Below are 25,201 nucleotides of genomic sequence, written 5' to 3'. Positions count from 1 at the left end.
GATGCGCTGTTTGTCATTTAAGATACGCTATCCGCCACTTAATAAGTATAGAAATGAATGAGTATAGAAGGATGAGTGAAGCAAAAAAGTTATCATAGCCAACATCAATATATCAACTATAGATTTGTCAGCACTCCAACTGAATGTAGTTATGCTCAATTATTCAGGTAATATAAGCTGCTTGTTTTTATTAAAAAAGCGTCGATAAATGAGTAAAGCGCTGATCGTACAGCCGAGCGTACTGCTCACACATATCAAAAACATAGTGACTATCTGATAGCGAATCGCTTGAGTGGGGTCAGCGCCAGCCAATATTTGACCCGTCATCATTCCGGGCAAGCTAACGATACCGACGACTAGCATAGAGTTCAGCGTTGGAGTCATGCCATTGACAATGGCGGCACGTATTGGTTCATGCACCGCTTCAAATGGGCGAGCAGATAGGCTGAGCATCATCTCTATACGTCCTTGCTGCTCATGAAAGGATTCAATCAACTGGTTGCTGGTCAATGAGATAGCGGTGAGCGAATTGCCCAATATTAGCCCCAATATAGGAATAACGAATTGCGGTGTGTACCAAGGCTGTACCTTTAAAATAATCATGATGGCTATCGCAGTGACTAATATAGCCGAAGCGCTTACTGCCAGCAAAGTGTCAGTTAACAAACCTTTATAGCTACGTTTGACGCGATTTTTGGCAGCAGCGCCTGCAATCAAGGTCATGATGGTCAAAATTAACAGGACTTCATACCACTGTTCACGAGCAAAAATCCATGCCAATATCAAACCGATAAAACTAAGCTGGAGCACCGTGCGGATAGCCGCGATTAACAGCGTTTTGGTCAGCTGTAAGCGTAGCCGCCAAGAGATAATAAGAAGGATGATAATTAAGCTGCTGGCAAGGGCAATATCACCGTAAGTTAAAAATACTTGTATGTCATCTGTACCGCTCATAGTGGCTCATTATATAAACTGACGAATATAAGATAGACGTTAATGCGAATTTGTTAAAAAAAGTCATCTTAAAGAGTGACATGACATGCTTAACTCAACGTTAGAATATCTCAGTTAATATCCCTGCTTGCATCTGCCAATGCTGATCGGCTAACGGCATGATGTCTTTTATATCGTGAGTTACCCACAGTAATGTACGCTGACTATCTGCCTGTAACCAGTTCATGAGTAGATTGACGAGCTGGGCTGATGTGTCACTATCTAGAGCCGCAGTAGGCTCATCTAGTAACAACACCCGTGGGTTCAATTGTAAGAGACGTAATGTATTGACCAGCTGCCGCTCACCGCCCGATAGATGATAGGCATCTTGCTGTAAAAAGTCAGCGCTGCGTTGCAATTGCTCAAGCTGTGCGATATGCCAGTCGATATCAAACCTGCGATGCTGATGCGCTTGTAGCTGATAAGGCATTTGCAAGTTCTCAAGCACACTGCCTTCTAATAATTGTGGGTGCTGGGCGAGTAGGGCAACGTGCGTGCGCCACTGTATCGGTGCAGTATCATGGATACTACAATAAGCACTACTGGTTGATTGGTCATCAGAGCGCAAACGCACATTGCCGCCGCTCATTGGCAGTAGTCCAGCCAATACCCGTAATAATACCGATTTACCACTGCCAGAAGCGCCTGTTAACACGGTTACTTGACCTGCTAACAGCTTGCCTGTGGCGCCATCGATTAATAATCGTTGATGTGCAGGTATGATTGGCTGAGAGACAGAGTTTGGTCTTAGTTTGCCGATCCATCTTTGACAAATGGTAGATAGCGCAGATGTTGTGGCTTCTGTGGCCTCCATATTTTTGTCATTAATATTTTTATCGCCAACCTTATTCTCATTATAGGCAGGTATGCTGGCTGTATGTTTACTATGTACCTGAATATTCTCGAATATCAGTATCGGTTTATTATTATGAAGATGCATAAGTCGTTATCGCCAATTATCCAACCACTAATTATCCAACCACTAAGCATTCAACTGCTCGTGGATCGCTTGCTCAATGGCATCGCGTAAATGCTTTGGAACACGAATAGGGCGCATGGGCATGGCACTAGCAACCGCAGTATCTACCTTACTATTGGATAGCGGTTTGGTTTTGACTTGGTTTTGCACACAAGCAATGACGATTTTGCCACTACTTAATAAACTGCTAGCATTATTGGCATTGCTATTAGCATGATCAGGAGAAAGGCTGTCTGGGCTGTGACGATGAATGCTCTGGTAAAAGATAATGCTGGCAGGTTTTAACTCGACTTTATCGATGCGCACACTGATGACTTCATCTAACAAAATAGCTCTTTTATATTGCAAGTCTGCTTGACTGACGACAAAATGCTGGATTTCTCCATCGTCAGTCTGCAAAAAATACCCGTTTAAATTCAGTTCCCCAAACCAATCACGGCGGCAGTTTTCAAAAAACACCAAATGATTGGCATGGTAGACTATACCGCCTGCATCAGTATGGTTAATATAGACATTATAATTTTTGGTAAACAATGGCGTATATTCGCCGTCTACACTTGCCACTGTGTTTTTGCTGTTATTTTTTATCATAAAGATGCTCGGTCATTGTTTTAATAAATATTGTTCGATGTTCATGATTCGATGGCCAAAATTTGATAGCAGCCATATTAACCACAACTACTCTAGCTTAAGATATCAGGGCGCGCAACAGTTAGGTCGGTCGACGTCTGTTATGATAGTGGATTATGCATTTTCATAGCCCATTTCTTTATATTAGCACCGTATTTTCATCAATTAGTATAGGATAATTTATGACCCGTTTTGTCAGTTTTAATATCAATGGTATTCGCGCTCGTCAACATCAGCTTGAGGCCGTGCGAGAAGTGATCGATCCTGATGTGATGGGTCTACAGGAAACCAAAGTACATGATGAACAGTTTCCCTTGGAAAACATAGAGAGTCTGGGCTATCACGTAGAGTACTTTGGTCAAAAAGCCCATTATGGCGTGGCATTACTATCCAAGGTTGCACCTATATTTGTGCAAAAGGGTTTTCCTGGTGAAGATGACGAGGCACAGAAGCGTTTTATTCATGCACGATATGAATTTGACGGTCGTGAAATTGATGTGCTCAATGGTTATTTTCCACAAGGAGAGAGCCAAGACCATCCGACTAAATTCCCGATGAAGCGGGCTTATTATGCAGATTTAATGGCGTATATCGATACCCTAAAAGCAGAAGGTCGCTCGCTCATAATCATGGGTGATATGAATATTGCCCCAGAAGATACTGATATTGGCATCGGCGACGTCAATGCTAAGCGCTGGTTGAAAAATAGAAAGACCTCATTTTTACCAGAAGAACGCGAGTGGTATGCGGCGCTGATGTCACGCGAGCTGACAGATACCTATCGCTTACATTATCCAAAAAGCACAGAGCTATATAGCTGGTTTGATTATCGCAGTCGTGGGTTCAATGATGAGCCGAAACGTGGCTTGCGTATCGATCATATTTTGTGCAGCTCGGATCTTGTTGAGGCCTGTGTTGATGCTGGGATTAGTTATGAGCTACGGGCGATGGAAAAACCGTCTGATCATGCGCCAATTTGGTCGGCATTTGATTTAAAAAAACGGTAATATTTATATAGGTCGCGTTTGATACTTCACCAGCAGTAGCGTCATGGTTGAAGGCTCAACGCATCTTAGTATTTACCACATCATCTGTTATAAATAATGATAAAAATTTTACAATAAGGATTGAACCATGGCAGTCGGAAATGTTGCAGTACCTGATATTATTTATCCTATCGAAGGAATCAAGCTAAGCGCCACAGCCGCAGGCGTACGCTATAAAGACCGAGATGATTTAGTGGTGGTTGAGATCGCTGATACCGCGACCACTGCGGTTGTGACCACCAAAAACACCTTTTGTGCTGCGCCTGTACGGGTGTTGCGTGAGCATTTTGCCAAGATGAGTCCGCGTTATTTGGTCACTAACACAGGTAATGCTAATGCTGGGACGGGTGCTGATGGCAAACGTCGAGCCGTTGATATCTGTGCCGCTCTGGCGAGTAAGGCTGGCGTGGATAGTAATGCAATATTGCCATTCTCGACGGGTGTCATTGGCGAGCCATTAAATAGCGATGCGGTCATCGCGGGCTTAGATAATGCACTTGCCAATTTGGGGGCTGATAATTGGCTTGCCGCGGCGAATGGTATTCGCACTACAGATACGATTCCGAAGCTCGCTAGCCAAAAAATCGATGTGGCGGGTGTCAGCTATCATGTGACAGGTATGTCGAAAGGCTCAGGCATGATACGCCCTAATATGGCAACCATGCTGGGTTATGTGGCAACTGACGCCAATATCGCCGCTGACTTATTACAAGAAATGCTAAGTGCCATCAATGAGCAGTCTTTTAACCGCATCACTGTCGATGGCGACACTTCAACCAATGATTGCTGTGTGTTGATCGCCACGGGTGCTGCCAGCTCAGATATCATTGATAGTCCAGAACATCCGCATTATCAGGCTATATTTTCGGCTTTGACCGAGGTGTTTGTCCGTCTGGCGCAATTAATCGTACGTGATGGCGAGGGTGCTACCAAGTTTATGACCGTCAACGTCACTGGTGGCAAGACAATGCAAGAGTGCTGCGATGTGGCATATGCGGTCGCGCATTCACCGTTGGTCAAAACCGCGTTCTTTGCTAGCGATGCCAACTGGGGTCGTATCTTAGCGGCAGTGGGTTATGCTGGTATCGAAGACTTGGATACGGAACAAGTGGATGTCTATTTAGATGAAGTCATGATTTGCCAGAATGGTGGCGTCGCTCCTAGTTATACGGAAGCGGCAGGTAAGACCGTCATGAGTCGCCCTGAGATTACCATTCATATCGATCTTGCTCGCGGCGATGCCAGTGACACCGTTTATACTTGTGATTTGTCCTATGACTACGTCAAAATTAATGCGGATTATCGCAGTTAAAAACTATTGATAATTATTAAAAACTAAAACCAACCATTTTTTTGGTCTATTTATCATCAAGCCAGGGCATGTATTGCTCTGGCTTTTTATTGTGCACATTAAGTATGTGTCAATAAGTATGTATCAATTTACCCTGTTATTTCATACGTTCCATTAACATCAGTTGCAAAAGCTGACGTTACTTTACAAAGCAGTTATAGAGCAGAAGACGAGTTGCGCTCTATACTGACCTCAGTAAACAAACAATAGACGACATTATTGAGACGTAATAGGTTTCTTTGGTAAAGCTAAATCAGGTGAATACTCTTGCTTAGCTCCATATCGACAGTAGCATTACACCAGTATTACACCCATCGCAAAAATTGACTGATATTTTCAAATATATATTTACCAGCATGATGTGTCCAAAACAATAATCTCAAACCATTAATAATGTATTTATAACAATTAACTGAGGATTTAATAATGAAAAAATTAGTACTTGCAGCAGTAATGACCGCCTTTGCCCTGTCAGGTTGTTCTACCATGGGTATGGATAACGAACGTACGATGGTTGTCGATGGGCAACCTATGAATGTTAAAGTGGTTAACATTCCAAGTTTTGAAATAGAAGTAGCACCACTGAAAGCTGTCTGTGAGCTGTCAACAGCTGAGGGTACTAAAGTTGAAGCAGAATGCTTACAGTATCGTCAGACTTATCAGAAAAACTACACACCTTTAAACGGCAATATTCAGGGCTTCACTTATGAGCCAAACTATCGTTATATTCTAGATGTTCGCCAAGAAGTAATGATGGATGAAAATAGTAACATGGCTAAGCCAGTTTGGATTCTAAACGAAGTGGTTTCAAAAACAGCTGAGTAATGAATCATTGAGTATGTCTAGTTAACGAGCATATTTAACCAGAATAAAAAAGACCTCTAATTCTATATTAGGGGTCTTTTTTTATTTCAGAAAATATTTGGGAGTGTGATGTCAGGATAAGCTATATTAAACAATCGTTATGTTAGCACTGACTATATTTTACACTGACGCCATGAGTGGCAGTAGGGATGCGATTGTCTGCATAAACGGCAAGACCGCCTCGTGAGGTTTCTTTGTATTTATCTAGCATATCCGCACCAGTGACTTTCATGGTTTCAATCACTTTATCTAAAGAGACAAAGTGCTGTCCATTACCACGGCAAGCAAGTCGCGCCGCATTGACAGCTTTGACGGCGCCCATGGCATTGCGCTCGATACAAGGCACTTGCACTAGACCGCCTACAGGGTCGCATGTCAGACCTAAGTTATGTTCGATACCAATTTCGGCCGCATTAAGGCATTTAGCTGGATCACCGCCTAAGATTTCTGCCAATGCAGAAGCTGCCATGGCGCAAGCAGAACCAACTTCACCTTGGCAACCAACTTCAGCACCAGAGATGGAGGCATTTTGTTTGATTAAACTGCCAATAGCAGTCGCATTTAACAAAAACTTGCGTGCACCATCTTGGCTATAGCTTGATAAAAAGTCGCGATAGTAATGCATCACCGCAGGAATAATACCTGCTGCACCGTTGGTGGGGGCAGTGACGACATTTCCACCATTGGCATTTTCTTCATTGACCGCCAAGGCATATAAATCAATCCAGTCCATGGCAGCGAGTTTGTCATTTTTGGTAATGGGTTGGTTTTTCTCGGCGCACAATTGTAGATGTAACGCTTGGGCACGGCGTTTTACATCCAAGCCACCAGGTAATATGCCACTGTTTTGACAGCCTCGCGTCACGCAGTCCTGCATTGACTCCCAAATAGAGTCTAAATAAACAAAAACTTCTGATTGATTGCGGTAATGACATTCATTCGCCAGCACCAATTCACTAACGCTTAAGTGGTGTTGACGACATTGCTCCAGCAATTCTGCGGCGCTATTAAAGGGGTAAGGAATGGCGTCAATGGTCGGCGTGGCGTTATCTTCATCCGGATTGGTGGCATCTTCTTCATTGATAACAAAGCCGCCACCTACCGAATAATAGGTTTGTTGATAATGACTGCCGTCGGTCAATAATGCACGGATAGTCAAGGCATTAGGATGGTAGGGTAAAACGGTTTCGTCATACCAATGAATATCGCGCTCTGTCTCAAAGGCAATAACATGCGTGCCTGCTATATTTAGCTGTTTGTCTGAAAAAATCGGTGACAAATATTGACTGGTCAAACGGGTATCGATCGTACTAGGAGCATGCCCAAGCAGCCCTAACAATATAGCAGTATCGGTTGCATGCCCTTTGCCAGTGGCTGCCAAAGAGCCATAAAGCTCAATTTCAACGCCTGTAATAGCCGTCAGCTCTGTTTGCTTGGTTAATGAGCCCAAAAAAAGATTGGCGGCGACCATGGGTCCTACCGTGTGTGAGCTTGATGGGCCAATACCGATTTTAAATAAATCAAAAACACTAATCATAATAACTTACCAAGTTTTTTAAGTGCACTAACATGTTGTATAGCTGCTTTAGGCACTTTCATTGAGAATATAACAGGCAGCTCTCGCTTATAGCACCGACAAAGGTGTAGAGGAAGCACCGCCCATGGAAGTATTAACGCAAAAGAGGAAAAATGGTGATTGAATAATAACTTTTATTTGTTTTGAAACTCCGCTATCATGCTCGGAGCTAATGGCTATGTAACATCCTGTAAGTTGATTGTCGCTGCAGAGTACACTGAGTCATAAGCGACCATAACCATTTTTTAGTTAAACATATCCGACCACATACATCTACCAAAACATGGTCATCATACCAAATAATACTTTTGGTTTGCCATATTGCAACATAAATGAATGAGTCAGAGCGACATATTATAAATGAAAAGATGCGGATTTTACTCGTTATCGTAATTTCTAGCCACATATTCTTGCCGATTGATGCTCTGATTTAACTCAATTTTTATTTTTCATTTACTGTTGTCTATTATTTTAGCCCAGTTTACATAGGACAAGCGTGTATGCCCTCTCAAAAAGACCCTTCCTCGCCTTTAGAAAACAGCGCTCAAGCACCATCTGCTGAACATGGATTAGAGGCTGCGGCGATCAGTCCTCCGTACAATCCAGACTTTGAAAATGGACGCTGGTTTCCGACATGGCGTCCGTATCAAGGCGATTTAGATCGTGATCCGGTCGGTATCAATGAATATTTGCCACCGTCAAAAAGCCTGCTATTAGGTGTACAGCATACTTTTGCGATGTTTGGTGCGACTGTGCTTGCGCCGCTGTTAATGGGCTTTGATCCCAACTTAGCCATTTTGATGTCAGGTATCTGTACGGTGATGTTCTTTCTGATCACTGGTGGGCGCATGCCGAGCTATTTGGGCTCAAGTTTTGCTTTCATTGGTCCTGTTATCGCTGTGACAGCTTATGCAGGCGCAGGGTTCAATGGTAACTTGAATGTCGCTTTGGGCGGCATCATGGCTTGCGGTATCATTTATGCGTTAATCGGGCTGCTGGTGATGAAAACGGGTACTGGCTGGATTGAGCGTTTGATGCCGCCTATCGTTACTGGTGCTATCGTGATGATTATTGGTCTTAATTTAGCGCCAGTGACCATTCAAGGGGTGTCTGCCAATCAGTTTGATGCTTGGATGGCTACCTTGACCGTATTACTCATCAGTGGTGTGGCTGTTTTTACACGTGGTATGCTGCGTCGTCTGTTATTACTGGTTGGTTTAATATTATCCTATTTTGCCTATTTTATCATGACCAACGTCATGGGTTTTGGTACGGCGATTGACTTTAGTGGTGTGGCAGCTGCTTCGTGGTTTGGCTTACCTAGTATCCATACGCCTCGCTTTGAGATGAGTGCCATTATTCTGATTGCGCCTGTGGCCTTTATTTTGGTGGCTGAAAACTTAGGGCATTTTAAGGCTGTCGAAGGTATGACCAAAGCTCGTGTAACGCCTTATATGGGTCGAGCATTTTTTGCTGATGGTTTGGCAACCACTTTTTCAGCAGGATTTGGCGGTACTGGTGTGACGACTTATGCCGAAAACATCGGTGTGATGGCGGTGACTAAGGTGTATAGCACAACAATATTTGTCGTGGCAGGTGTGGTAGCTATTTTATTGGGGCTATCACCAAAATTTGGTGCCATCATTCAGACGATACCAGCCGCTTTATTGGGCGGTGCGTCCATTGTGGTGTTCGGTTTGATTGCTATTGCAGGCGTCAAAATCTGGATAGACAGTCGTATCGACTTTAGCAAAAACAGCAATCTAATTATCGCGGCTGTGACCGTTATCATGGGTACGGGTAACTTTAGTTTGCATTTAGGCGGCTTTGATTTGGGCGGTATCGGTACGGCGACTTTGGCAGCGATTGTCTTAAATGCGTTATTTAATCAAGGATCTGAAGCGAAAGCCACTCATCAATCATTGGCTAAGTAATCAGCTTTTATGATGCTGAGGTTTTATACCTATCAGTTAATGACGGTCACAGCGTATATCATTCCATAAAAAGCGCCCATGCTATCGGTAGCATGGGCGCTTTTTATGGAGTGGCAGCAAGTGCACGATAAAAATGCAGAATAAAAGCTACTTGTAGTCTCGCTTATAAAATTTTGAGAAAAACCGATAACGTCGTAGGGCGCGCGGCTTAGGTTTCAGTGAACCCAAATAGATTGCAAACATAGTCAACAGAGCACCGCTCCACTGTAAGCTATTAATCGGTTTGTCCAGCCAGCTATAATCAATGACCAATGCAGCAATCGGTTCTGATAATAATAATAATCCAGTTAACGCCAAAGACAGCTTAGGAATGGAATAGGCAATTAGTCCCCACGCCAAGCATTGCATCACTGTGCCGTAGATAAGCACCCAGCCAATTTCAGACCAAGTATTTGGCAAAATATGACCCATATCAAACACAAACATAGGAATAATCATCGCCAATACACCACCGATACTAATCAGCTGCATCAGCATAAATATGGGTGTGGGTTCAGTATCATGCGTCTTACGGATAAAAGTCATCGATGCCGCTAGCATTGCCCCTGAGACGATACCAGTGATGAACCCCCAAGTGGCGGCGCTGTTATGCGCAAACTCAGGACTGCCTATCATGGCCACACCAAACATGGCTAAAAATAAACTGATGAGCTGCAATATAGATTGGCGTTCGTTAAAATATAAGAACCCAATGGCGGCTAAAAAGAAAATCTGTAGGCTATTCAATAAAGTCGAGATACCAGGGCCGACCGCATAAATACTCTCGTGCCAGAGCGCCAGATCTAAGCCTAAAAAGACACCTGATAATAAGCCATAAAAAATAGCGCGCCTTGAGCGGGGTAGACGCTGTCCCATGATTTTGGCCAATACAGCGAATACGACACCTGAAATAGCCAAGCGCCAAAATGCCATTGCCCAACCGCCAATATCAACGTGAGCGACAATCAAACTACCTAAACCAAAGATAATACAACCAATGACCAACCCAGTAGAGGCAGAGCGTGAAGAAGCAATCGCCATACAATATCCTTATATCCGTATTATTATTTTATCTTACTGTATCAACGATGACGCCAATGAATACTGACGCTAATACAAGCCGTATTGTCTAGGTTTTGACGCTAAAATGAAATGGTCAAACCATCATTTATGCTTATTGTTTGATTTATTATCACGATATCAGGTTTTATCTCTGTATATGCTAGGTATGAAATCAATGATGACCTTAAGCTTCACTCATATAAGAAAATCTCTATAACAATGCGAAGATATGATGGAGATATTCTTACAGGAACGATGTTGGCGTGAATATCACTATTTGTTAATCTAGTGGTTTATAATCATTGTAGTGACCCAATAAAACAGGACGGTTTCTTATTAGTCTTTACATCAAGTACTTCAATATCATTAGCCTAGGTTCATCTATGTTGCAACGCTCATTATCTTTACAACAACGACTATCGACATCTGGTTTTGCTATATTCCTCTTAGCTAGTACAGTATTTATGATACCAAGTACGCAAGCGGCCAGTTGCAAGATTCCAAAAAGTTATTATAAAAACGTGGCTTGTACGGCAAATAGCGGCTATTTTTTGGCGACAAAAGATTTCGGCGCGCCAGTAGCTCTGATTAATAGTCAAGGCAAAAGCGTCGTTGATTTATCGCGTTATCAAAAAGTCGATGCCGATAAGATATCGGCTGGTCTACTTCCTGTACTGCGTAATGGTCATGTCGGTTATCTGAATATGCAAGGTCGTGAAGTGGTGCCTGCGATGTATGATGTGCTCAAAGAAGGACAGGGTTGGGCGCGTCCAGTATCTAACGGGCGTATCGTGGTAAAGCAAGATGGTAAATATGGGGTTATTAATACCAGTAATAAAACCATTGTGCCGTTTTCGTCAGCGATTAGTAGTATTGATGATTACCAGAATGGTGTCGCACGTGTACGTAAAAACCAAGCGATCAGCTGGATAGATGAAAACGGCAAAACGACCAGTGACTCAAACAGTAAAGACAACGAGCAATCCACGATGCAACGAGCACCTGCTAGCGCTAATGGCGACGTATCCTCATCCAATCAAGCACTTCCCAATCGCTTTACGATGCTGCAACCGCGTCAGCAAGATGGCAAATGGGGATTTATTGATGATAATAATGTGACCATGATTACTTATTCTTTTGATGAAGTACGCCCCTTTGCCGAAGGGTTGGCTGGCGTGCGTATCGATGAAAACTGGGGCTTTGTTAATCTTGGTGGTGAGTTGGTGATTCCTTTTCGCTTCGCCAATAGTGGTGTGTTAGCTGGTAATCTTTACCAAGGTAAACCCGCCTTTACCTTTACTGGTGGTAAAGCGTGGATTGGCAACCTAAAAAATGGCAATAAAATGTGTATCGATAAAGAGGGTACAGGGGTGGGTTGTGATTAAGCTGCGTGTCCAAACTTAAGACCTACATAATATAAAGACCTACGTAAAATAACCAGTATAAAAAAGAGCGTAAACCCTATGAGTCAGTAGTAGGATTTACGCTCTTTTTTATGAATTGTGTGACAACTAAAACTATTCGTCTAATAAATGATTGCTGATTAAATCGACCATATAAGGTTGATAGTATTCAGGAATATCATGTGCCATGCCTTCGATTAAATGAAACTTGGCATTCGGAATGGTCTTGGCAACTACGCGACCTTGTGAGGCGGGCAGTAGTCCATCTGCGCTACCATGCAGTACGATAGTCGGTGCTTTGACTTGCTTGCTAAACCTGCTAATAGAGCCTGATGCCAAGATAGCATTGAGCTGTTGTACCGTGCCGAGCGGATGAAAATTGCGCTGATAACGCAATTTGGCAATTTCACGCACCATACGTACGTTGACATGCCCAGGCGTACCGACTGTCTTCATAAACCACACACTATGACGCACGATATCGCGCTCAGAATGACTTTCAGGGCGGTTGATCAGGGTATATAGCTGCTTAGGTTTTGGTGGTTTTAAAAATGCACGGTTGGTCGTGGTAAACATCAACGCCATACGCTGCACTAAACTTGGATAACGTGCCGCTACGATTTGTGCAATCATGCCGCCCATCGAAGCCCCAATCAGATGGGTTTTTCCCAACTGCAACGCCTTAATCAAACGAGCGGTATCTTCTGCCATATCCGTTAAATTATAAGCGACTTGCGTACCTTTATTAGACAACCCCGTTTGCAGGCGCATCATCATTTTTAGCTGACTGATACGCGGTAGTCCATCAATCTGCACTTTAGAAGACAGACCAATATCACGATTATCAAAACGAATGACAAAAAAACCGGCGTCAATAAGGCGCTTGATAAAATTATCTGGCCAAAATATCATCTGTGAGCCAAGTCCCATAATCATGAGCAGTGGTGGATTATTAGGATTGCCACCTGCCTCAACACACAGCTCAATGCCATCGCCGATATCAATCATTGATTGATACAGATGCTTGCTAAGGTCAGAGTCTCGCCATTGGTGCGCGCCAAACTTTTGCCACTCAGGAGTAGGGTAGCCACCTAAGTCTTCTGGTAGGGTTGCCGATGGTTTGATGTCATTCGATGTTGTCATGAAGTGTCCTAATTAGAGGGTCGTCTATTACAGCTCAAGCATCTCAAAATCAAGCTTGCCCACACCGCATTCTGGGCAGGTCCAATCATCAGGGATGTCATCCCATTTGGTGCCTGGGGCAATCCCTTCTTCGGGACAGCCTAATGCTTCATCATATATCCAGCCGCAGACGATACATTCATAACGTTTCATAAATAGTCCTATCGAGCATTATCAGTGTTTATAATCCGTGTTACAGGGTGTTTTTGACGTTCATATTTACAATCATAGCCGTTAGATGAGACTGTAAAAGCGCACATAGTTTAGCATATAACCGTGATTTTCGTCGTTAAGTTTACACTTGTATATTGAGATTGATTGGTTTTTATCAAGGGGTTTAGGTCTTCTGTCTGTCAGTAAGCACCTGTACGCTTACGTGCCCAACTGCGATATTTCTATCAATTATGTTATAATAAGCGCCGCTAAATTCACGGTATTAGCCATCATTTATCGTTGACATATTATTATCTAAATTACATTATCTAAGTCATATAAGCTAAGGGTTATCATGAGCATTAATGCTGCCGCTACATCTAAAAATGTCGAAAATGAGTCATCTAATAAGCTCAATACGGATCATCCCTTTTGGCAAGTGATTCGCACAGTACCAGACTTCCCGAAAGTGGGTATTGATTTTTATGATATTACGCCGTTACTGCGCAGTCATATTAATGAGGTGATAGATGCATTGCTCGCCGCACTGCCTGAAGGGGTGATGGACGAGGTAGATTGTCTAGGTGCAGTTGAAGCGCGTGGTTTTGTCTTTGCAAGTTTGCTCGCAGGTCGATTAGGCAAAGGGATGATTTTGCTACGTAAACCCGGTAAGCTGCCACCGCCCGTTGCCAATAAAGCGTATGCTCTAGAATATGGTAAAGACACGCTTGAGATGCAAAACAATCTACCGCCTGAGCGCGTGCTATTGGTCGATGATATTTTAGCCACAGGCGGCACTTTAACCACCGCTTATGAGCTGTGTAAATCGGCAGACCATACCGTGGTGGGGGCGTTAGTATTGCTAGATTTGGTTGATTTGCATGGCGAATTTCCAGTGCCTGTCTATACGGTTTTAAAGGCTTAAAACTGGCAACGCTTAGTGAATAGCGTGAAATGAGGCAATCAAAAAAGCGCGCTGAATGAATTTAGCGCGCTTTTTTGATTGCCTGTATTTGCTTTGTCTTAACGTACGTTGCTTGTCTTGCTGGTAAGGTAAGTTTTACACGCCTGTTCTATTAGCATGCGACTGATCGTTTTTGGCTTGGTTATCTTAAAATCTTTGGTGGTTAATATGGGTTTTTCTGATTGCCAAGATTCTAACACCTTGTTATTGGCATCATAGTTAACGTAAGCGCGTCTATAGTAACTGGCGTCTTTACAAGAGATGAGCAATTGCTGATCGCTATGATGAATCGCTTTTTCTTGACCTTCCTTATCTACTTTTGTTTCATCTTTTTGTGCAGGGTATGTTCTGCGGATAGATACGGTGATGTTTTCGACACTTTTTTCGTCTATGATATTGATGTCGGAGCTTTCAATAGAGTCCAAGTCTAAGCTAAAAATTGATCCAGTAGGACTTTCTGATATTTTTGACCAGTTCACTGCATGCGTGCTGACTGCTAGAACACCACCCACTAATAACACTGATAGCCGTTTCATAATCAAGCCTTGCTTCTTGTTGTGAGAAGTGAGCCATGATAGCCAACTTACTATTAGCAGGCAAATTTCTTTTATAACCTGCGACTGAGGTTTGTAAAGTGCTGATCATACTCATCACCGTTTATAACGCTCGACGCTCATATCAATGACGCATCGCTGCTAACATCTGAGCAAGCTCATCACGAGCACCAATAAAGCCATCGATACCTTTTGGTAATAAATCTTGTGTAACCGTGTCTTGCTGATAGGCGCTACTATATTCCTCTCGCGTTAGACTCACGCGTTTCATGTCTGCTACATCTAATGACATGCTAGGTGACAGTTGCTGTATCACCTCAGTATCCATCGCTGCCAGCGCGTCGATAAGGTCAGGCGCGATGGTCAAGAGATCACATCCTGCTAGCGCCAATATCTGTTCAGTCGAGCGGAAGCTTGCGCCCATCACTTGCGTATTATAGTTATGCTGCTTGTAGTATTGATAAATGCGCTTCACAGACTGCACGCCCATATCATCAGAAGCGGGCACGTTTTGACGATTTTGTTGGCGTTTTTGCCAGTCTAAAATACGACCAACGAAAGGCGATATCAATGTCACGCCTGCATCCGCACAGGCAATTGCTTGATGCTGTCCAAATAACAACGTTAAATTGCAGTGAATATTTTGGGTTTCAAGATAGCGTGCTGCCTCAATACCTTGCCATGTCGCGGCCATTTTAATTAATACGCGCTCTGAGTTAACCCCTGCTTTTTGGTAAGCTTCCATAAATGCTAAGGCTTTATCAATCGTCGCCTGAGTGTCATAAGACAAACGAGCATCCACTTCGGTAGAGACGCGGCCTTGGATAAGCTCTAAAATATCACAGCCAACCTGAATGGTCAGCGTGTCAATCACTGCATCTATATTGCCATTATGACGACTCATGGTTTCTGACAGCATGCCTTGGTTGTCAGGATGGAGGAGTGCTTTGGTAATGAGGCTTGGATTGGTGGTCGCATCGATAGGTTTTAAGCGCGCAATGGCGGCAAGGTCACCAGTATCAGCGACAATGGTGGTCATGGTACGAAGCTGTTGTAATGCGCTCATCAGATATCCTTTTTGATCAAAAACAGATTGTGTTCAGTTACGTGGTGATTTTCTACTTTATAGTGCTATTTGCTATCAGTTTTAGACTGTAACATAGTTTTGAGTGGATGTTCCTTCATAGTTTTGCCGTGCATCGCTGCCATATTGCCTCTGTTTGCCAATATTGACGAATTTACGCGCATTTACACATGGGCACTGTCGATAGTTTTTGTTATAGTAGAGCGGGTCAGCGATCTGGCTGCTACATTTGCATGTTGGTGTATGACTAACATGCGGCAATAGTAGACGACAACGCTAGCAGTACAGGGTGTTTTGAGAAACTATCTGCTATTTAGTGTGATTTCTATCGAATATCATTGCTAGTATGCTTGACACCTTTGACCGTCATTGAGTGCTGATTCAATAATGAGATGATTGGTTGTCGATAATTAGCAATATTTAAAGCCTTCAAAGTTAAAAAAGCAGTACCTAACTAGTAAAAAACTCAGTAATAATTTTAGAAAAAGGATAGGCGGTAATGAGTGAGCAGTCATCAGAGCAAAACATGGATAAGCTAAATCAAGCCATCGCAGGGGCTAACGATACTGCAACTGAAAAAGCGTTTTTGGACGATATTCGCCAAAGTATTGATACAGTAGACTGCGAAATCCAGACACTGATTAATAACCGTGCCAAGTTGGCTCAGCAAGTGGCCGCAGTAAAGAAACAACACATTGTCAATAACCCGACTGCCGACAATAGCAATCCTATTTTTTATCGCCCTGAGCGTGAAGCGCAAGTGCTAAAAGCGGTGATGGAACGTAACACAGGTCCGATCGCTGATGACAAAATGGCGCGATTGTTCCGTGAAATTATGTCGGTCTGTCTCGACTTAGAAGCACCGCAGCGCATTGCTTTCTTGGGACCAGTAGGCACTTTTACTCATGCTGCTGCGCTCAAGCATTTCGGTAAAGCTGCTGATACCGTACCAATGACCACCATCACTGATGTATTTCGTGAAGTTGAAGCAGGCACAGCGATGTATGGTGTGGTGCCAGTCGAAAACTCGTCTGAAGGTGTGGTCAACCATACGTTAGATGGCTTTTTGTCTTCTACCTTAAAGATAATCGGAGAGGTTGAGCTGCCGATTCATCAGAATTTCTTGGTCGCTGAACATACCAAACTTGATGGTTTAAGCCGTATTTACTCGCATCAGCAGTCACTAGCGCAGTGTCGTCATTGGCTCGATGTCAATTATCCTAATGTCGAGCGCGTGGCGGTATCGAGCAACGGCGAAGCTGCCCGCCGCTTGAAAAATGAATGGCATTCAGCAGCAATAGCTGGTGATGTGGCTGCTGCAGAATATGGCTTGCATAAGCTATATTCAAATATCGAAGACAACCCGAGCAATACCACGCGATTCCTTATCATCGGTCACGAAGCGATTGCGCCATCAGGTCAGGATAAAACGTCTATCGTCGTATCAGCACATGATAAAGCGGGCGCATTGATCGAGATTTTGAAGCCTTTGTCTTATCATGGCGTGTCGATGACCAGTATCGAAACCCGTCCTGAGCGTCCGAATAAGTGGGCATACGTATTTTTCATCGACATGAATGGTCATATTGACGAGCCAAACGTCAGCGCTGCTATCGCTGATATCCGTCCGTTGGTAAAAGATGTGCGTGTTCTAGGTTCTTATCCAAAAGCAGTGCTATAGTCCTTCTACTGTAAAAGAGTCATGGCGTTTACCTTGCGTGAAGTATCACATAATCATCTGCACTTGGTTACCCTTGACTCGCTTTGAAATTGAACCAACGATATAACGCCGAATGGGTCACATCACTTGCCAAAATCATATCTAAGGATAAATCATGCCGTCATCTCATTCAGTAGAGTCAAATTTATCACCGCTTGTACCTGCCTACGATAGTATTTTAGAGCTGGTGCCTTATCAAACGGGCAAGCCGATTGAAGAGTTGACGCGTGAGTATGGCGTCTCAGATGTGGTAAAACTTGCCAGTAATGAAAACCCAAGAGGCTGCTCACCGCACGTCACGCTAGCGATTACTGAGCAATTGAGTCAGTTGGCACGTTATCCTGATGGCAACGGTTACTATCTAAAACAAGCACTGGCTGACTTCAATGATGTCAGTGTGGAGCAGATTACTTTGGGTAATGGCTCTGACGATTTGCTTGATATTTTAGCGCGTAGTTTTGCTGGTGCTGACGATGCTATCGTTTACAGTCAATATGCCTTTATCGTTTATGCGATGTTGGCTAAAATACAAGGGGCCATAGGTATAGAAGTGCCTGCCCATCGCTTTGGGCATGATCTAAAAGCAATGAGTCAAGCGGTTCAAGACAACCCCAATACTAAAATAGTCTTTATCGCCAATCCTAATAATCCAACTGGCACGCAGCTTGAGCCTCAAGAGTTACGAGCATTTATGGCTAGTATACCAAGCTCGGTATTGGTGGTATTAGATGAAGCGTATATCGAATATAGCCCTGAAAGTAATAATAGGGCGTTGTTAGATGAATTTGATAATGTCGTCATCGTGCGCACTTTTTCCAAAGCTTATGGACTGGCGGGTTTACGTGTCGGTTATGCGCTTAGCTCAGTGGCTGTCGCGGACTTACTCAACCGAATCCGTCAGCCATTTAACGTGAGTAGGGTGGCTTTGGCTGCGGCGGCGGCTGCACTTGCTGACTCAGACTTTATCGAAAAAACTCGTCTGATGAATGATGAGCAAATGCGCTGGTTAGAAAAGCAGTTTGACGCATTAGGGTTGGGTTTCATTAAGTCGCATGCCAACTTTATTATGGTAGAAATAGCCGTTGAGATGGAAGACATCACCGCTGCTTCTATTCATCAAGCATTGCTAGAGCAGGGTGTTATCGTCCGTCCATTAGAGAGCTATGGCTTACCTCATTGGCTGCGTATCACAGTAGGGGTAGCAGAAGAAAATATGCGCCTGATTGATACACTGCGCTCAATCTTGACTGATAATTGATCAGAAGTATGTTAGGTCGTTTTGGATAAGTAAATAATTTATTAATCATTTTTATGACACTAGTGTCGGCTTGTTTTAGTCATTCTGACGCTAGTTTGTTTAACGAGAAAAGCCGTGAGTCGCCAGCAAAACAATATAAGCAATCAAAACATAAGCAATCAAAATAATAATATGCAGTCTATGAATACTCAGCCGCCGTTATTTAAACAGATTTGTGTGATTGGTCTAGGGCTTATCGGTGCGAGCCTTGCCCAAGCCATTAAAGACAATGGTTTAAGTGAGCGTTTGGTGGCGGTTGATAGACATACACCAAGCATCGACGAAGCCATTCAGCACGGCTTATTAGACATTGGTAGTGCTGTCTTAAGTGAAGTAGTGTTTGGTAGTGATTTGATTGTTATCGCCGTACCAGTACAAGCGGTGCAAGCCGTATTTATTGATATCAAAGCAGCGATGGATAATGGACAACTTGCCACTGATTGCATCATTACTGATGTTTGTAGCACAAAGGTAAATATTATTGACGCTGCAAAAGCCGTCTTTGGCTCATTGCCTATAGGTCTTGTTCCAGCGCATCCGATTGCGGGTGCTGAGAATTCAGGATATCATGCCAGACGCGCGACATTGTTTGTTAATCATAGTGTCATTATTTGTGAGCTACCTACTACAAGCAATGTAGCGATTACCAAGCTGCGGCAGTTATGGGAAGCGGTGGGTGCAAACGTTATGTCAATGGATGCGGAACACCACGATCGCATATTGGCACACACCAGTCATCTGCCACATCTGCTAGCCTTCAATTTGGTTGAGCAATTGGCGAGCCATGATGACAATTTAGATATGTTTCGTTATGCAGCTGGCGGCTTCCGCGACTTTAGCCGTATCGCTGCCAGTGATCCTAAAATGTGGCACGATATATTTTTTGCCAACGAAAGCGCGATTGTTAGCGCCCTTGATGAGTATGGCGTTTACCTACAGACCATGCGTCAGCTTATCATCGATAAAGATTCAACCGCCCTGATGGGACTTTTGGGCCGCGCGCAAGCCGCACGGCGACATTTTGGCCATATGTTAGCCAGCACTCCTTATACGGATACTTCTGCCATGTCAGCTTCTTATAATATTACTCCTAGCAATACGGTATTGGGCACTATTGCCATTCCTGGTGACAAGTCTATCTCCCACCGCAGCATTATGCTGGGCAGCCTTGCGACAGGCGTGACCAAGGTCACTGGGTTTTTGGAAGGGGAGGATGCGCTTGCCACCTTGCAAGCCTTCCGTGATATGGGTGTGACCATTGAAGGGCCTGATAACGGAAAATTGACCATTCATGGCGTGGGTATGAACGGTCTGAAACCGAGTAAAACACCATTGTATATGGGCAACTCAGGTACTAGCATGCGCCTGCTGGCTGGTATTTTAGCGGCGCAATCATTTGACAGCGTGTTGACAGGTGATACCAGCCTGAACAAGCGCCCAATGGAGCGTGTGGCCGCACCTTTACGCGAGATGGGTGCAGTCATTCAAAGCACGGGTCATAGTGGTACGGCGCCACTTAGTATTACTGGTCGAGCGACTATCGGTAAGCCATTACAAGGTATCGATTATGAGATGCCTGTGGCTTCTGCGCAGATTAAATCTTGCTTATTGCTGGCTGGACTTTGGGCGGAAGGCACCACAACCGTTACCCAACCGGAAGTCAGTCGTGACCATACCGAGCGTATGCTTTCAGCTTTTGGTTATCCAGTAACGGTTGATGGCAACCGCATCAGTGTAGCAGGTGGCGGGCAACTCACAGGTGGTGATATCGCGGTCCCTGCTGATATATCCTCTGCGGCATTTTTTATGGTAGCTGCTGCGATCAGCCAAAATAGCGAGCTGACTTTGACGCAAGTAGGTATTAATCCGACACGCACGGGCATTATCGATATCTTAAAATTAATGCAAGCAAATATTAGCCTAAGTAATGAGACACATGTGGGCGGCGAACCAGTCGCAGATATCACTATTCGTAGCTCAAACTTAGTCGGTATTGAAATCCCAGAGCATTTAGTGCCATTAGCGATTGACGAATTTCCAGTATTGTTCATTGCTGCCAGCTGTGCGCAAGGTCGTACGGTGTTAACTGGTGCTAAAGAGCTGCGCGTAAAAGAGTCTGATCGTATTGCAGTCATGGCAGAAGGATTACAAACACTGGGTATTGATTGTACAGTGACGGAAGATGGTTTGATTATTGAAGGTAAGGGTATTGAAGGCGAAGGTATTGAGGGTCAAAATAGCAATGTCAATAATAGCCAGCCTGTCTTTGGTGGCGGTCATATTACCTCGCATCATGATCATCGTATTGCCATGAGTTTTGCAATTGCCAGCTTACGTGCATCCAAGAAAATTACTATTGAAGGTGTTGAGACCGTCAATACCAGTTTCCCAGGATTTGCAGAGCTTGCCAATCACATTGGAATGTCTGTTAAAGTTGATAATGCTGCGGTTTAATACCACAAACTCTATTAACTTGCTGAATAGTATTATTGGCTTTTGCAAGGTTGAGCTTTAAAGTACTGAATTGTAAAATGCTGGCTACAGCATTCAATAAAGTCTAAAAAGTTACTCGTTAGCCTTGATGTAAATGTTGTTTTTAAAGTTGTTATCGTTAGCAATGTGTTGATGCCTATATTGGCATGAGCGCATTGCTTTTTAACTTGTATCCTATCTGTAGTGACCCTGCGCTTTTGCCATTGAATTGATATAAAAATTAATATGGGGCAAGAGTGCGCTTTGCTCTAAAAAGTTGTACTGTACTATGACCACCCAAAACGTCATCAAAAAACCAGTTACGCCCATTAAAACAACCAGACGTGGCATCATCACCGCACTCATTGCCTTTTTTATCTGGGGTGGGTTTCCATTATATTTTAAACAATTGGCCGCCTACGATGCGACCGAGATTATCGGTCACCGTATTATTTGGACGTTTGCTTGCTTGCTTATTGTGTTGGTAGTCACCAAGCGCTGGCAATGGATCGATACCTTAAAGAAAAATCCGAGATGGATCGCGTTCTCATTTATATCGGGTTTGATTATTGCCACCAACTGGCTCACTTATGTATGGGCCGTCAATCACGACCGTATTCTCGAAGCCAGTTTGGGTTATTTTATCGGACCATTGGTGGGCGTTGCGCTATCGATGATTTTATTCAAAGAGCGCTTACGTACGCTGCAATGGGTTGCCATCGGTTTCGCCTTATTATCCGTGGTCATTCAAGTAGTTATGATTGGTAGCTTGCCATGGATATCACTGATTTTAGCCTTTAGTTTTAGTACTTATGGCACCATTCAACGGCAGACGCCTTTGACAGCTGTCGATGCCATGTTTGTCGAAACAACGATGTTGGTGCCGATTTGCTTATGGTGGTTCTGGCAAGCAGATGTGGTCAGCAGTCAATTGAGTTTTTGGTTTAGTCCGAATATTTGGCTACTAATGATCGCAGGGCCGATTACCTTGATACCGCTATTATTGTTTAATAAATCTACCAAACTCGTTGCTTATAGTATTTTAAGTTTTATGAATTATTTGACGCCGACCTTTATTTTCTTTTTAGCGGTGTTCTATTATAACGAGCCATTTGATTTACAGCGTCTTGCAGTATTTGGTCTGATTTGGTTTGGTCTGTTATTATTCAGCATTGACTTATGGCGTCATCGCCCTAGTAAAGCGCTAAAAGCCGCGCGTTTGCGTGAAGAGGCGTTGCAGAAAACCAATTAAAAAACCTGAGTTCAAAATCTAATTAAAATTTAGCAAACAAGGATGAGAGCATGTTTCATACCGAATCTGATGTAGTATTCGTTAAAGGCTTGACAGTAGAAGCAGTCATCGGTGTTTACGCGTGGGAGCGTGCAATCACGCAGCCGCTGCTGATTGATATAGCACTTGAAACAGATATCAGCCGTGCGGCTATCTCAGATGATGTCAATGATGCGCTGAATTATAAAGCGGTTTGCGATGATGTGAGCGCGTGGTGCCAAGCCATTAAAGCGCAGTTGCTAGAGCATTTAGCGGGGCAAATCGCTGATAAGTTGCTTGCCAAATATAGCTGTCATAAAATCACTTTAAGCATTGCTAAGCCTACTGCTATAAAGCAAGCCGATGCGGTTGGGGTCCAAATCACGCGTTATGCAACGGTCATCGAAGATAAGCCAGTTGTAAGCAAGGACGATGATGCATAATATGCATAAAAATTTGGCTGATTTGAGTCTTGAAACGCTAAAAAAGCAGACGCCTGAACAGTTGCAAACGCAGTCTGTGACGGCAGTATTATTGGCTTTAGGCAGTAATTATCAAGCTGAACATTATCTGCCGCTTGTCCGAAAAGATCTAGCGGCGCTAGGGGAAATACAGTTATCTACTGCGTTTGAAAATCCTGATTTTACATCGACCGAAGCGCAACCAAAGCCCGATTATACTAATCAGTGCGTTTATTTGCGCTTAGTAGAGCCCATGACACTGCAACAGTTACAGCAGGTTTTTAAAGATCTTGAAGGTGACTGTCATAGGCAGCGTCTAACAGAAGCTCAGACGCCAATAAAAAAAGTTACGATGGATATCGATATTCTATTGATAGAAACGCTATTAATAGAAGTTGTTTCTGATAAAAATAGCCTAAGCAAAAATAAGGGCTTTGAAGAATCTAATTGGATTGTAATGGCAGATCGTTACCCATTCAAAGTGCATGAAAGAGCAGGGGTAGAGGAGTTGATTAAAGGTCATTTTTTAAGAGGTCACATGAAGCAGCCCAAATGCTATTCTAAATAAGTAAAAGTTATTGAGGACACGCCCTAGTGTTTTTCTTAAAACCTCTCAAAATAGAAGCTGAGCAAAATGCCCAGCCTATATCACATTTAAAAAGTTTAACTATTATGCCTACTGTGCGGTCAAACCACCATCAACGACAAACTCTGAACCCGTCGAGTAGCTTGAGTCATCAGAGGCTAAAAATAACACCATGCCGCTGACTTCTTCTGGCTGAGCCACGCGTTTCATCGGAATAGTTTTGGCAAATGCTTCAACCGCATCTTTGGTATCGCCTTGCATAATCATCGGTGTGGCAATGACGCCTGGATGAATGGAGTTCACGCGAATGCCATGAGGGGCACACTCTAATGCTGCCGCTTTGGTCATACCGCGTACCGCAAACTTAGAATCGGTATAACCGATAGCGCCGCCAACCAAGCCATTAATTGATGAGATATTGATGATAGAACCTTGTTTGGCGGCTTTCATCGTTGGAATGACTGCTTTCATGCCTAAAAAGACCGACACCTGATTAATCTCTAGAATCTTGCGATACGCTTCTACCGAGGTATCTAAAATAGATTTGTGCGTAGTGATACCTGCATTATTAACCAGTACATCAATTTTGCCAAATTTATCTTGGGTGGCTGTAACAACTTGCGTCCAATCTTCTTCACTAGTAACGTCATGCTTAATAAATAGAGCGCTATCACCAAGCTCTTTTGCTAATGCGTCGCCTTTATCAGAATTAATATCGGTCAAGACGACTTTAGCGCCTTCTTGCATACACAAACGCGCATGCGTTTCGCCCATGCCTTGGGCGGCACCTGTGATAATAATAACTTTATCTTGTAAACGCGCCATGAGTTTTCCTGTTTTTTTAGTTATGAATAATGAAAGAGTATAGGACACAATCGCTAAATACTCTTTAGTGATTATGAAACCAAAAGTCAATACTTGATGTTTTTAAAAGATAGTTTTAAACACAGCTTTGAATAATGCTTTTGGCTGACTGTTTTAAATAATGTAGTGAGGAAATGATGTATAACGACATATTAAATTTCTGTTTTGATGAGGTGGGAGGCGGGTAGTGAGAAGTTTTTTGAGAAAGACATAGCGTTTGATAAATTACTAATAGAGCGATACAGCGATATACTTGAGCAAGCGAAGGATGCAGAGTTTTATACATGGCGAAGCAGCATAAAGGGGCGTTTAGCAGAAATTATTATATTGGATCAATTTTCGCGCAACATTTACCGTGATACGCCAGCGGCTTTTGCCCAAGATGCGATGAGTCTCGCGCTCGCGCAAAAGGCGGTGGCTGCCGGTGCATTAGAGGCACTTGAAACGATGGATGAACGTAAGTTTTTATTGATGCCTTATATGCACAGCGAATTAAAACTGATTCATCAGCAAGCAGAAAAGCTATTTAAGCAATATACCAATGCAGATACCGTGGATGCTGAGCTTAAACATAAAGTGATTATCGATCGTTTTGGTCGTTATCCGCATCGTAATGACATTTTAGGACGGGTTTCAAGTAGCGAAGAAATAGCGTGTTTGACGCAGCCTGACTCATCTTTTTTATAAATATTGTCTGTTAAATAGCTAGTCAGTAAA

General features: G+C 43.4%; 23 protein-coding genes. 13 read left to right on the top strand and 10 right to left on the bottom strand.

Annotated elements, in window-relative coordinates; all coding sequences use genetic code 11:
- Nucleotides 1-159 precede the first annotated feature (159 nt).
- From ACP69U_RS01740 to ACP69U_RS01730, 3 genes are all read right to left on the bottom strand, one after another.
- Complete coding sequence (locus ACP69U_RS01740; protein WP_426137623.1) at nt 160-954, bottom strand: ABC transporter permease; 795 nt, start codon at nt 952-954, stop codon at nt 160-162.
- A gap of 100 nt (nt 955-1,054) precedes the next feature.
- Nucleotides 1,055-1,933, bottom strand: a complete 879-nt coding sequence (locus tag ACP69U_RS01735) for an ABC transporter ATP-binding protein (RefSeq protein WP_426137622.1) — start codon at nt 1,931-1,933, stop codon at nt 1,055-1,057.
- Nucleotides 1,934-1,975: 42 nt separating this feature from the next.
- On the bottom strand, nt 1,976-2,563 hold the full coding sequence (locus tag ACP69U_RS01730; protein WP_193008985.1) for an acyl-CoA thioesterase: 588 nt from the start codon (nt 2,561-2,563) through the stop codon (nt 1,976-1,978).
- A gap of 221 nt (nt 2,564-2,784) precedes the next feature.
- On the opposite strand from ACP69U_RS01730, the gene xthA reads away from it, so the two are divergent.
- From xthA to ACP69U_RS01715, 3 genes are all read left to right on the top strand, one after another.
- Nucleotides 2,785-3,609, top strand: coding sequence for an exodeoxyribonuclease III (xthA, locus tag ACP69U_RS01725; RefSeq protein WP_426137621.1), 825 nt, complete (start codon nt 2,785-2,787; stop codon nt 3,607-3,609).
- A gap of 127 nt (nt 3,610-3,736) precedes the next feature.
- Entirely contained in the window at nt 3,737-4,960 is a 1,224-nt protein-coding gene (gene argJ / locus ACP69U_RS01720) for a bifunctional glutamate N-acetyltransferase/amino-acid acetyltransferase ArgJ (protein ID WP_193008987.1), read from the top strand.
- A gap of 465 nt (nt 4,961-5,425) precedes the next feature.
- Nucleotides 5,426-5,824, top strand: coding sequence for a DUF4377 domain-containing protein (locus tag ACP69U_RS01715; RefSeq protein WP_426137620.1), 399 nt, complete (start codon nt 5,426-5,428; stop codon nt 5,822-5,824).
- Between the two features lie 142 nt (nt 5,825-5,966).
- On the opposite strand, the gene ACP69U_RS01710 is transcribed toward ACP69U_RS01715, so the two are convergent.
- Nucleotides 5,967-7,400 (bottom strand): L-serine ammonia-lyase, encoded by a 1,434-nt coding sequence (locus tag ACP69U_RS01710; protein WP_226950274.1) that lies wholly within the window; start codon nt 7,398-7,400, stop codon nt 5,967-5,969.
- A 539-nt stretch (nt 7,401-7,939) separates the two neighbouring features.
- Between ACP69U_RS01710 and ACP69U_RS01705 the strand changes: the two genes are divergently transcribed.
- Nucleotides 7,940-9,373: a solute carrier family 23 protein gene (locus ACP69U_RS01705; protein WP_426137619.1), complete on the top strand. Its 1,434-nt coding sequence runs from the start codon at nt 7,940-7,942 to the stop codon at nt 9,371-9,373.
- Between the two features lie 147 nt (nt 9,374-9,520).
- Here ACP69U_RS01705 and ACP69U_RS01700 read toward each other — a convergent pair whose 3' ends face one another.
- Nucleotides 9,521-10,453, bottom strand: coding sequence for a DMT family transporter (locus tag ACP69U_RS01700; RefSeq protein ID WP_055124111.1), 933 nt, complete (start codon nt 10,451-10,453; stop codon nt 9,521-9,523).
- Nucleotides 10,454-10,938: 485 nt separating this feature from the next.
- Between ACP69U_RS01700 and ACP69U_RS01695 the strand changes: the two genes are divergently transcribed.
- Nucleotides 10,939-11,859, top strand: a complete 921-nt coding sequence (locus tag ACP69U_RS01695; protein ID WP_426137685.1) for a WG repeat-containing protein — start codon at nt 10,939-10,941, stop codon at nt 11,857-11,859.
- A gap of 132 nt (nt 11,860-11,991) precedes the next feature.
- Here ACP69U_RS01695 and ACP69U_RS01690 read toward each other — a convergent pair whose 3' ends face one another.
- Together ACP69U_RS01690 and ACP69U_RS01685 are read right to left on the bottom strand one after the other, a co-directional pair.
- Nucleotides 11,992-13,020, bottom strand: a complete 1,029-nt coding sequence (locus tag ACP69U_RS01690) for an alpha/beta fold hydrolase (RefSeq protein ID WP_201553742.1) — start codon at nt 13,018-13,020, stop codon at nt 11,992-11,994.
- Nucleotides 13,021-13,047: 27 nt separating this feature from the next.
- Nucleotides 13,048-13,212: a rubredoxin gene (locus ACP69U_RS01685; RefSeq protein ID WP_011280463.1), complete on the bottom strand. Its 165-nt coding sequence runs from the start codon at nt 13,210-13,212 to the stop codon at nt 13,048-13,050.
- Nucleotides 13,213-13,567: 355 nt separating this feature from the next.
- Here ACP69U_RS01685 and ACP69U_RS01680 point away from each other — a divergent pair, with 355 nt between their 5' ends.
- Nucleotides 13,568-14,137, top strand: a complete 570-nt coding sequence (locus tag ACP69U_RS01680; protein ID WP_055124107.1) for an adenine phosphoribosyltransferase — start codon at nt 13,568-13,570, stop codon at nt 14,135-14,137.
- 98 nt (nt 14,138-14,235) lie between these two features.
- Here the strand turns inward: ACP69U_RS01680 and ACP69U_RS01675 are convergent, their stop codons facing one another.
- A complete protein-coding gene (locus ACP69U_RS01675; RefSeq protein WP_426137618.1) occupies nt 14,236-14,712 on the bottom strand; it encodes a hypothetical protein in 477 nt (158 codons plus the stop codon).
- 142 nt (nt 14,713-14,854) lie between these two features.
- Entirely contained in the window at nt 14,855-15,796 is a 942-nt protein-coding gene (locus tag ACP69U_RS01670; RefSeq protein WP_314885887.1) for a transaldolase, read from the bottom strand.
- Between the two features lie 517 nt (nt 15,797-16,313).
- On the opposite strand from ACP69U_RS01670, the gene pheA reads away from it, so the two are divergent.
- The 6 genes from pheA to ACP69U_RS01640 all read left to right on the top strand — a co-directional run bounded on the left by pheA (nt 16,314) and on the right by ACP69U_RS01640 (nt 23,602).
- Entirely contained in the window at nt 16,314-17,495 is a 1,182-nt protein-coding gene (gene pheA / locus ACP69U_RS01665) for a prephenate dehydratase (protein WP_045455471.1), read from the top strand.
- 154 nt (nt 17,496-17,649) lie between these two features.
- Nucleotides 17,650-18,792 carry a histidinol-phosphate transaminase gene (gene hisC, locus ACP69U_RS01660; RefSeq protein ID WP_314885890.1) on the top strand — a complete coding sequence of 381 codons (1,143 nt, stop codon included), beginning with the start codon at nt 17,650-17,652 and terminating at the stop codon, nt 18,790-18,792.
- Nucleotides 18,793-18,963: 171 nt separating this feature from the next.
- Nucleotides 18,964-21,285 (top strand): bifunctional prephenate dehydrogenase/3-phosphoshikimate 1-carboxyvinyltransferase, encoded by a 2,322-nt coding sequence (locus ACP69U_RS01655; RefSeq protein ID WP_426137684.1) that lies wholly within the window; start codon nt 18,964-18,966, stop codon nt 21,283-21,285.
- A 307-nt stretch (nt 21,286-21,592) separates the two neighbouring features.
- Nucleotides 21,593-22,555: an EamA family transporter RarD gene (rarD, locus tag ACP69U_RS01650; protein WP_055124102.1), complete on the top strand. Its 963-nt coding sequence runs from the start codon at nt 21,593-21,595 to the stop codon at nt 22,553-22,555.
- Nucleotides 22,556-22,605: 50 nt separating this feature from the next.
- Nucleotides 22,606-23,016, top strand: coding sequence for a dihydroneopterin aldolase (gene folB / locus ACP69U_RS01645; protein ID WP_045455477.1), 411 nt, complete (start codon nt 22,606-22,608; stop codon nt 23,014-23,016).
- A complete protein-coding gene (locus ACP69U_RS01640) occupies nt 23,009-23,602 on the top strand; it encodes a 2-amino-4-hydroxy-6-hydroxymethyldihydropteridine diphosphokinase (protein ID WP_426137617.1) in 594 nt (197 codons plus the stop codon). The genes folB and ACP69U_RS01640 overlap by 8 nt, the downstream gene beginning before the upstream one ends.
- A gap of 108 nt (nt 23,603-23,710) precedes the next feature.
- Here ACP69U_RS01640 and ACP69U_RS01635 read toward each other — a convergent pair whose 3' ends face one another.
- Entirely contained in the window at nt 23,711-24,445 is a 735-nt protein-coding gene (locus ACP69U_RS01635) for a glucose 1-dehydrogenase (RefSeq protein WP_426137616.1), read from the bottom strand.
- Nucleotides 24,446-24,652: 207 nt separating this feature from the next.
- Here ACP69U_RS01635 and ACP69U_RS01630 point away from each other — a divergent pair, with 207 nt between their 5' ends.
- A complete protein-coding gene (locus tag ACP69U_RS01630) occupies nt 24,653-25,171 on the top strand; it encodes a DUF924 family protein (protein ID WP_426137615.1) in 519 nt (172 codons plus the stop codon).
- The last annotated feature ends 30 nt before the right edge of the window (nt 25,172-25,201 follow it).

The organism is Psychrobacter sp. TWR1-1-1, from assembly GCF_049895865.1.
Taxonomy (GTDB): Bacteria; Pseudomonadota; Gammaproteobacteria; order Pseudomonadales; family Moraxellaceae; genus Psychrobacter; species Psychrobacter immobilis_A.
Note: the sequence above shows the minus strand (reverse complement) of the source record. Positions and strands in the feature narration are given on the sequence as shown.

Coding starts and splice junctions, on each gene's coding strand:
- ACP69U_RS01740 (WP_426137623.1), bottom strand. CDS start 954: ATGAGCGGTACAGATGACATACAAGTATTTTTAACTTACGGTGATATT.
- ACP69U_RS01735 (WP_426137622.1), bottom strand. CDS start 1,933: ATGCATCTTCATAATAATAAACCGATACTGATATTCGAGAATATTCAG.
- ACP69U_RS01730 (WP_193008985.1), bottom strand. CDS start 2,563: ATGATAAAAAATAACAGCAAAAACACAGTGGCAAGTGTAGACGGCGAA.
- xthA (WP_426137621.1), top strand. CDS start 2,785: ATGACCCGTTTTGTCAGTTTTAATATCAATGGTATTCGCGCTCGTCAA.
- argJ (WP_193008987.1), top strand. CDS start 3,737: ATGGCAGTCGGAAATGTTGCAGTACCTGATATTATTTATCCTATCGAA.
- ACP69U_RS01715 (WP_426137620.1), top strand. CDS start 5,426: ATGAAAAAATTAGTACTTGCAGCAGTAATGACCGCCTTTGCCCTGTCA.
- ACP69U_RS01710 (WP_226950274.1), bottom strand. CDS start 7,400: ATGATTAGTGTTTTTGATTTATTTAAAATCGGTATTGGCCCATCAAGC.
- ACP69U_RS01705 (WP_426137619.1), top strand. CDS start 7,940: ATGCCCTCTCAAAAAGACCCTTCCTCGCCTTTAGAAAACAGCGCTCAA.
- ACP69U_RS01700 (WP_055124111.1), bottom strand. CDS start 10,453: ATGGCGATTGCTTCTTCACGCTCTGCCTCTACTGGGTTGGTCATTGGT.
- ACP69U_RS01695 (WP_426137685.1), top strand. CDS start 10,939: ATGATACCAAGTACGCAAGCGGCCAGTTGCAAGATTCCAAAAAGTTAT.
- ACP69U_RS01690 (WP_201553742.1), bottom strand. CDS start 13,020: ATGACAACATCGAATGACATCAAACCATCGGCAACCCTACCAGAAGAC.
- ACP69U_RS01685 (WP_011280463.1), bottom strand. CDS start 13,212: ATGAAACGTTATGAATGTATCGTCTGCGGCTGGATATATGATGAAGCA.
- ACP69U_RS01680 (WP_055124107.1), top strand. CDS start 13,568: ATGAGCATTAATGCTGCCGCTACATCTAAAAATGTCGAAAATGAGTCA.
- ACP69U_RS01675 (WP_426137618.1), bottom strand. CDS start 14,712: ATGAAACGGCTATCAGTGTTATTAGTGGGTGGTGTTCTAGCAGTCAGC.
- ACP69U_RS01670 (WP_314885887.1), bottom strand. CDS start 15,796: ATGAGCGCATTACAACAGCTTCGTACCATGACCACCATTGTCGCTGAT.
- pheA (WP_045455471.1), top strand. CDS start 16,314: ATGAGTGAGCAGTCATCAGAGCAAAACATGGATAAGCTAAATCAAGCC.
- hisC (WP_314885890.1), top strand. CDS start 17,650: ATGCCGTCATCTCATTCAGTAGAGTCAAATTTATCACCGCTTGTACCT.
- ACP69U_RS01655 (WP_426137684.1), top strand. CDS start 18,964: ATGCAGTCTATGAATACTCAGCCGCCGTTATTTAAACAGATTTGTGTG.
- rarD (WP_055124102.1), top strand. CDS start 21,593: ATGACCACCCAAAACGTCATCAAAAAACCAGTTACGCCCATTAAAACA.
- folB (WP_045455477.1), top strand. CDS start 22,606: ATGTTTCATACCGAATCTGATGTAGTATTCGTTAAAGGCTTGACAGTA.
- ACP69U_RS01640 (WP_426137617.1), top strand. CDS start 23,009: ATGCATAATATGCATAAAAATTTGGCTGATTTGAGTCTTGAAACGCTA.
- ACP69U_RS01635 (WP_426137616.1), bottom strand. CDS start 24,445: ATGGCGCGTTTACAAGATAAAGTTATTATTATCACAGGTGCCGCCCAA.
- ACP69U_RS01630 (WP_426137615.1), top strand. CDS start 24,653: ATGAGGTGGGAGGCGGGTAGTGAGAAGTTTTTTGAGAAAGACATAGCG.